6 protein-coding genes and 2 pseudogenes are annotated in these 6,972 nt (G+C 69.1%); 3 read left to right on the top strand and 5 right to left on the bottom strand.

What is annotated here, in order from left to right:
* Positions 1 to 209: 209 nt before the first annotated feature.
* Positions 210 to 332, bottom strand: a pseudogene (locus ACFY4A_RS42110) (IS5/IS1182 family transposase); the annotation flags it as partial.
* Positions 333 to 355: 23 nt separating this feature from the next.
* Between ACFY4A_RS42110 and ACFY4A_RS42105 the strand changes: the two are divergent.
* The gene (locus ACFY4A_RS42105) at positions 356 to 646 is read left to right on the top strand and encodes a hypothetical protein (RefSeq protein WP_390834605.1); all 291 of its coding nucleotides are present in this window, start codon (positions 356 to 358) and stop codon (positions 644 to 646) included.
* 55 nt (positions 647 to 701) lie between these two features.
* Here the strand turns inward: ACFY4A_RS42105 and ACFY4A_RS42100 are convergent, their stop codons facing one another.
* The 3 genes from ACFY4A_RS42100 to ACFY4A_RS42090 form a co-directional block, all read right to left on the bottom strand.
* On the bottom strand, positions 702 to 1,622 hold the full coding sequence (locus ACFY4A_RS42100) for an aldo/keto reductase (protein WP_390834604.1): 921 nt from the start codon (positions 1,620 to 1,622) through the stop codon (positions 702 to 704).
* 105 nt (positions 1,623 to 1,727) lie between these two features.
* Positions 1,728 to 2,486 carry an SDR family NAD(P)-dependent oxidoreductase gene (locus ACFY4A_RS42095; protein ID WP_390834603.1) on the bottom strand — a complete coding sequence of 253 codons (759 nt, stop codon included), beginning with the start codon at positions 2,484 to 2,486 and terminating at the stop codon, positions 1,728 to 1,730.
* Between the two features lie 44 nt (positions 2,487 to 2,530).
* Positions 2,531 to 3,265, bottom strand: coding sequence for an SDR family oxidoreductase (locus ACFY4A_RS42090; protein ID WP_390834602.1), 735 nt, complete (start codon positions 3,263 to 3,265; stop codon positions 2,531 to 2,533).
* 177 nt (positions 3,266 to 3,442) lie between these two features.
* Here ACFY4A_RS42090 and ACFY4A_RS42085 point away from each other — a divergent pair, with 177 nt between their 5' ends.
* Positions 3,443 to 4,249 (top strand): helix-turn-helix domain-containing protein, encoded by an 807-nt coding sequence (locus ACFY4A_RS42085; protein ID WP_390834601.1) that lies wholly within the window; start codon positions 3,443 to 3,445, stop codon positions 4,247 to 4,249.
* Between the two features lie 9 nt (positions 4,250 to 4,258).
* On the opposite strand, the gene ACFY4A_RS42080 is transcribed toward ACFY4A_RS42085, so the two are convergent.
* Positions 4,259 to 5,515 carry a low temperature requirement protein A gene (locus tag ACFY4A_RS42080; protein ID WP_390834600.1) on the bottom strand — a complete coding sequence of 419 codons (1,257 nt, stop codon included), beginning with the start codon at positions 5,513 to 5,515 and terminating at the stop codon, positions 4,259 to 4,261.
* Between the two features lie 255 nt (positions 5,516 to 5,770).
* Between ACFY4A_RS42080 and ACFY4A_RS42075 the strand changes: the two are divergent.
* Positions 5,771 to 6,813 (top strand): annotated as a pseudogene (locus tag ACFY4A_RS42075) (alpha/beta fold hydrolase).
* Positions 6,814 to 6,972: the final 159 nt, after the last annotated feature.

Here is a 6,972-nt window from a genome sequence, read left to right as displayed (position 1 = left end):
CCACGGATTTGAGACTGATCATGGGTGACAAGGCCGTGAGACAGCCAAGAACGCCCAGGTCACGCAAGATCGACATGTCACGAGCGGCGAGACCCTACACGCGGCGTGGCTCCTGTGCTCGCCTTTGCGTTGTGCTCGCACTACTGGCGGAGTCGAGCTTTAGCTCTCGCCTGGGCACGGGCGAAGGTCGGCTTGGCTAAGTGACCGTTTCAGAATGACGTTCGGAGTCGTCTCAAGCAGATGATGCTGCAGGCGAGTTGGAGCAAGCCGAGGTGGAGGTCGGCGCGTATCTCGTAGCGGGTCCGCAGCCGCTTGAACTGATGCAGCCAGGCGGTTGGGTCGGCCGCGCGGCGAGGTGTCTGCCGTGGCAGGGGCGGCCCCCTTCCTTGCTCAGTTGCGCTTCGCTATCGCCGCCCACTCCGAGTCCGAGGACCTCCAGCAGCTGCTCGAGGAAGTCCTGGACGGCAGTGCGGAGGCTCGCGAGCTCTGGCACTTGAACGAAGCAAGGGTGCACTCCGACGGAGACATCAGGCGGCTTCGGCTACCCAACCACCATGACGATGAGATCCGGGTCCGGATCATGTCCTTTGCTCCGCTCAGCAACTGGGACCTACGTGCCATCGTCCTCATGCGGATCTCAACATGACCAGCTTCAGGCCACGAGGCGCTGTGCGCAGGTGTCGCGTTCTTCCACTCGCCAGTCAACCGGGCTGGACAGCAACAAGCGCGGTGATGGCGTCCACCTCGGCCGCGCTGAGCCGGATGCGTGCGGCCGAAAGATTCTGTTCCAGGTGAGCCACGCTGGTCGTCCCCGGGATGGGCAGTGTCCGGGGCCCAAGGTGCAACTGCCAGGCGAGGGCGATCTGCCGCGGCGTGGCATGGTGCGCGGCGGCGATCGGCGCGATGACCGCGTGAAAGAGGTCACCTTCGCCTTCTCCAGGGATGTCTCCCGGATGCCACGGTGAGAACACGATTCCGGCCTCCCCCGCCAGCCGGCGCACAGCTTCGTTCTCCCGGACCGCCACGTTGTGGTGGACGGTGACGGCCGCGATCTCCGTGATGGCCATGGCGGTGCGGAGCTGGCCGGCGCTGACGTTGGACAGGCCGATGTGGCGGATGAGACCGTCGCGCCGCATGTCCGCGAGGGTGCCCACGACGTCCTCGAAGGGCACGTCGGTCATGGCCGGCGAGTGGAGGTAGTAGAGGTCGATGTGGTCCAGGCCCAGTCGGCGCAGGCTCATGTAGGCGGCCTGCCGGAGGTAGTTGCGGTTGCCCACCGCGCCGAGGTCGCCGTACTCAGGTCCGCCGCGCACGAACCCGCCCTTGGTCGCGATCACCAGATCGTCCGGGTAGGGGTGCAGAGCCTCGCGGATCAACTCCTCGTTGCTGTGCGGTCCGTAGACATCGGCTGTGTCGATGAAGTTGGCGCCGCCTTCGACGGCGGCGCGCAGTACGCCGACAGCCCGGTCGTGGTCCGGGTAGTCGCCCCAGACTCGCGGCCCGGTCAGGCGCATCGCTCCGTAGCCAATGCGGTTGACGGTGAGGTCGCCGCCGATCGTGACGGTTCCAGGTGTCGCCGTGGTGGCGTGCCGTGTGTCGGCGGCAGGTGTCTCGATGGTCATGTCGTTCTCCGCTGGTCGATGCCGTCGGTGGATGGGCCGGCGGCGGGCGGACCTCCTGGGGCGCGAGGGCCCGGGTCCGCCCGCCGCCGGGCGTAGGGATCGCGGCTACGGGACGGTGTAGCCGCCATCGATCGGGATGACGGCGCCGGTCACGAAGCTCGAGCGCTCCGAGCTGAGCCAGACCACGGCGTCGGCGATCTCCTCGGCCCTGGCGATCCGGCCCATCGGGTGCGCGGCGACGATCGACTTCATCGGCTCGGTGGCCGGGTCCATCACCGCGATCATCGGGGTCTCGACCAGGCCGGGCGCCACCGCGTTGACGCGGATTCCGTGCGGCGCGGCCTCCAGCGCCGTGCTCTTCGTCATGGAGATCACGGCCGCCTTGGAGGCGGTGTACCCGGAGAAGCCGGTGACTCCGACGAGGCCTGCGCCGGAGGCCATGTTCACGATCACTCCGGAGCCCTGGGCGACCATGTGCTTCAGCTCGTGCTTCATCGACAGGAACGCACCACGTGTGTTGACGGCGAGCATCCGGTCGAGCATGTCGACGTCGTACTCCCACGTGTTCTGGAACTCGCCGTCGTAGCCGGCGTTGTTGAGCGCGATGTCGAGCCGCCCCACTCCCTCGACCGCTGCCGCGACGGCCCGCTCCACGGCGTCTTCCTGCGACACGTCGGCCACGACGAGCCGCGCCGTGCCGCCCGCCTCTTCGACGAGGCGGACCGTCTCCTTCAGGCTCTCCTCGGTGCGGCCCGTGACGGTCACGAGGGCCCCTTCGGCACCCAGCGCCAGAGCGCTGGCCCGTCCGATCCCGCTGCCCCCACCGGTGATCAGTGCGGTCTTCCCTGCGAATTGCTGCGTCATGATTCTCTTCCCTTCTGGCGTGCCGGTGTTGTCGCGCGTGGTCCTCAGCCCTGGAGCGAGGCGGTGGAACGGACGATGAGCTCGTTGACGTCGACGCCCTCGGGCTGGTCGACCGCGTAGCCGATGGCGTCCGCGATGGCCGAGGCGTCGAGGCCGACCGTGCTGAGCGCGTCGCGGATGGCGTCCTGGAGCTGGTCCGTGCCGCCGGAGTGGGTCAGTTCGGTGCGGGTGAGGCCGGGGCAGACGACTGTGACGCGGATGTCGGGCGTCTCCTGGCGCAGTCCCTCGGACACGGCGCGCACGGCGTACTTCGTCGCGGAGTAGACGACGCCGGTGGGATCGACCCGGTTGGCGGCGGTGGAGGCGACGTTGACGATCTGGCCGGAGCGGCGCTCGCGCATCGACGGCAGGACCGCGGCGATCCCGTGCAGCACACCGCGCAGGTTCACGTCGATCATCCGGTTCCACTCGTCGACCCGGAGCTCCTCGACCATGGACAGCGGCATGATGCCGGCGTTGTTGACCAGGACGTCGATCCGCCCGTGGCGGGTGATGACGTCGTCGACGACTCCCCGCACGCTGTCCAGGTCGGTGACGTCCAGCTCCGCGTACTCGGCGTCGTGCCCCGCCCCCTTGAGCTCGGCCGTCAGCCGGGCGAGGCGGTCCACACGGCGGGCGCCGAGGACGACGTGGTGACCGGACGCGGCCAGCCGGCGTGCGGTGGCCTCGCCGATTCCGCTGGAGGCACCGGTGATCAGGACGATCTTGGACGTGCTCATGATTCGTTCCCTTCGGGGTTCCGGAGCCGGTGTTCGGAAGAGGTGGGTGTCGGTTGCGACGTATCCAGATCACCACCGCCGCGAGGGGGACGGCAGACGGGAATCGAACCCGTGGCACGCCGTACGGGGGGTACGGCTTACCCCCTCTCCACACCCGGTCGGCTACTCTCGCCAGCCATGAACGAGAGTGATCTCCGGGACTTCCTGCGCTCCCGCCGCGCCCGCGTCAGCCCGGAGCAGGCGGGCCTGCCCCGGCCTCCCGGCGTGCGCCGCGTCCCGGGTCTGCGCCGCGAGGAGGTCGCCCAGCTCGCCGGCGTCAGCGTCGACTACTACGTGCGTCTTGAACGGGGCCGGAATCCGCATGCCTCCGCGGCCGTACTGGACGCCGTGGCCCGCGCCCTGAAGCTGGACGCCGCCGAGCGCGACCACCTCTTCGCCCTGGCCAAGCCCTCCCGACCGGAGCCTCGCCAGGCACCCGAGTCCGTCCGCCCCGGCCTGCTGCACGCGCTCGACAACATCACCGGCATTCCGGCGTTGATCCTCGACCACCGCCTCGACGTCCTGGCGATGAACCGGCTGGCGCGGACGTTCTACCCGACCTTCGACGAACTCCCGGCCGGGGACTGGAACATGGCCCGCTTCATGTTCCTCGATCCCGCGGCCCGCCAGCTGTACGTCGACTGGGGCGAGACCGCCCACGAGAACGTCGGCATGCTGCGGCTCCATGCCGGCCGGCACCCGCAGGACGAGCGACTGGCGCGCATCGTCGAGGACTTGACCGCCGACCCCGACTTCCGCCGTCTCTGGGCCGACCAAGACGTCTTCCGACCCACCTACGGCGCCAAGCGCTACCGTCACCCGACCGCCGGCGAACTCGTCCTGGGGTTCGAGGCGTTCACCCCGGCCGGCGCCCCGCGGCAGACGCTCGGCCTCTACCCCGTCGAACCCGGCTCTCCCTCCGAAGCTGCGCTCCGCGCGCTCTGAAACCGCGCCTCAGGTGCGCCGCAGGACCTCGGCCATGTGCCGGTGTCCGACCGTCTCGTGGCCGATCACCGTCACCATCGGGGCCATCATCAGGACCACCAGGCACCAGGCCATTCCGACCCCCGCACCGGCGAGCCCGATCGCCGACAGCACCATCCCGGCCGTGACCGCCAGCAACAGGAGGTGGAAGCGGTTGGTGTGGCGCAGGAACACGGCGCCCAGACCGTAGAACGAACCGATGTAGGCCGTCATGGGGACGGCTACGGTCAGCACCGCACCGACCCGGTTCAGGGCGCTACCGCCCTCGAGGAACGCCGCGGCGGCCTGAAGGCCGGCGCCGGTCGCGGTGATCGACGCGAACAGCACGATGTGGCCAAGGCTCCAGAAGGCCGACCTCTCCCGATGCCGGCTCAGGACCTCACCCCAGGGCACCGTGAAGTACATCCACCACATCCCGAACGTCATACCGATACCCGCCACCGCCAGCAGGACCGCGTCGAACGTCCAGCCGTGATCGGTGTGCACGAGCACGTTGAGGGCGGCGACCGTGCCCAGGACTCCCTCACCCAGGGTGATGATGACGAGCAGTCCGTGCCGCTCGGCGATGTGGTGCGCGTGCCAGGGAGTCGGCTTGTGCCGTTGGGAGATCCACGGCCCGAAGACGTCCAGGGCGAGGAATCCCGCCCCCGCGATCAGGAACGGTGTCAGGCTCAGCCCGGAGAAGGCGAGCACCACCCATCCGACCTGGGCGATCCCGATGGTCCAGATCCTCGACGCGGCTGCCGCCGTGCGCGCGGCGTCCCGGCGGGCGACCCGCCACCACAGCAGGACCATGGAGCTGCGCATCACCACGTATCCGAAGACCATGACGTGGACGTCGAGCCCGCCACCGGCGTCGATCGAGGCGAACATCTCCTCGCTCCCGAGCGCCACCATCACCACGCCGACCATCTGCACCATGGTGGCGACGCGGAAGGCCCAGTCGTCGTTGTCGAACGCCGAGGCGAACCACGAGTAGTCGGTCCAGGCGACGACCACCGCGGTCACGGCGATGAGGAAGCCCGTGACGGCGGTCCCCGTGTGTCCGGCTGTCAGATAGTGCGCGAGATGGTCGGCGGCGGTGCCGAACGCCACGACGAAGGTCAGGTCGTACAGGAGCTCCAGCGGGGTGGCGGTCCGGTGCCGCTCGTTCGGATCGCGGCCCAGAAGGGGACGGAGCCGGTGGCTGTGCTGCCTTCCGGTGGCGGCCGGGGTGATCGGGCTCACGGCTGTCTCCCAGGAGTCGTCTCGGTCCGGACGCCGAGCGACGGTCACCGCGAGAGACCCGTTCACCGTCATCGGCGCCACCTCACCAGCCTGGCCGGGCGCGGGTCCTGGGCGCACCAGGGACTTCACTGGTCCACACCTGGGTGAGTCACGGGCGCGGCAGGAGGTCGTGGCGCACACAGTGGTCACGGTGCGGGCCACCGATCCGGATCCGACCCCGCACGCCGACCACGGAACTGACCGAGGAGGTCACTCATGGGTTCCCCCCAGACCGACGGCGCTTCCTGGGCATCGCCGCCGGCACCGCGGCGTTCGCCCAGTTCGGCTCCGCCGTCCCGGCTGCCGGGCAAGTCCCTCCCTGCACACGAGTCCGGTGCGGTGACGAGCACGCCCGCTGCGGACAAGCCGTTCGGCCCGGTGAAGCAGATCAAGGCCGGGGAACTGGACATCGGATACGTCGAGATGGGGCCGGCACACGGGCGTCCCGTCCTGCTGCTGCACGGCTTCCCGTACGACATCCACAGCTACGTGGAAGTGGCACCGCTGCTCGCGGGCGAAGGCTTCCGGGTGATCGTGCCGTACTTCCGTGGTCACGGCAGCACGACGTTCCTGTCCTCCGGCACCCGGCGCAACGTCGACCAGGCGGCCTTCGCCCTGGACACGATCGCGCTGATGGACGCGCTGCGGATCCGGCGGGCCGTCATCGCGGGCTACGACTGGGGATCGCGCACCGCCGACATCATCGCGGCCCTGTGGCCTCAACGCTGCCAGGCCCTGGTCTCGGTAACCGGCTATCTGATCACCAATCTGGCGGCGAACCGCAAGCCGCCGCCGCCGATGGCCGAGAACGCCTGGTGGTACCAGTACTACTTCGCCACCGAGCGCGGCGTGGCGGGCCTCACCCAGTATCGCCACGAACTCGGACGGTTCATCTGGAAGTTCAACTCACCCACTGGGACTTCTCCCAGGACACGTACGACCGCACAGCTGCGGCCTTCGACAACCCCGACCATGTCGCGATCGTGATCGGCAACTATCGATGGCGGCAGAGCCTGGCTCCGAGCGAGCCCGAGTACGCGGACCTGGAGCGCGTACTGCAGCGGGCCCCCACCATCGAGGTGCCCACGATCACGATCGACGGCCGCTACGACCCGTTCACCCCGGCCGGCGACGGGTCTGCGTACCGCGCCATGTTCACCGGCAAGTACGACCACCGCGTCCTCGACGTCGGCCACAACGTCCCGCAGGAGGATCCACGGGGATTCGCCACCGCCGTCGTGGACGCCGCCCGCTGGTGACCTCTCGGTGACGTCGTTCGGGCCGCCCCGCCTGCCGGTGGGGTGGCCCGAACGCAGCATCCCGCTAGTAGGACTCCGTTAGGTGCTATTTGCCGGTTGTGTTCGTCCGCGGCAGGGTGGATGGATGGACATGAGGCAAGTGGAGGGCTTACGGGCGGA

This window comes from Streptomyces sp. NPDC001292, from assembly GCF_042896465.1.
Lineage (GTDB): Bacteria > Actinomycetota > Actinomycetes > Streptomycetales > Streptomycetaceae > Streptomyces.
The sequence above is the reverse complement of the archived record's forward strand: the minus strand, read 5'-3'. Positions and strand labels throughout refer to the sequence as shown.

Coding starts and splice junctions, on each gene's coding strand:
- ACFY4A_RS42100 (WP_390834604.1), bottom strand. CDS start 1,622: ATGACCATCGAGACACCTGCCGCCGACACACGGCACGCCACCACGGCG.
- ACFY4A_RS42095 (WP_390834603.1), bottom strand. CDS start 2,486: ATGACGCAGCAATTCGCAGGGAAGACCGCACTGATCACCGGTGGGGGC.
- ACFY4A_RS42090 (WP_390834602.1), bottom strand. CDS start 3,265: ATGAGCACGTCCAAGATCGTCCTGATCACCGGTGCCTCCAGCGGAATC.
- ACFY4A_RS42085 (WP_390834601.1), top strand. CDS start 3,443: ATGAACGAGAGTGATCTCCGGGACTTCCTGCGCTCCCGCCGCGCCCGC.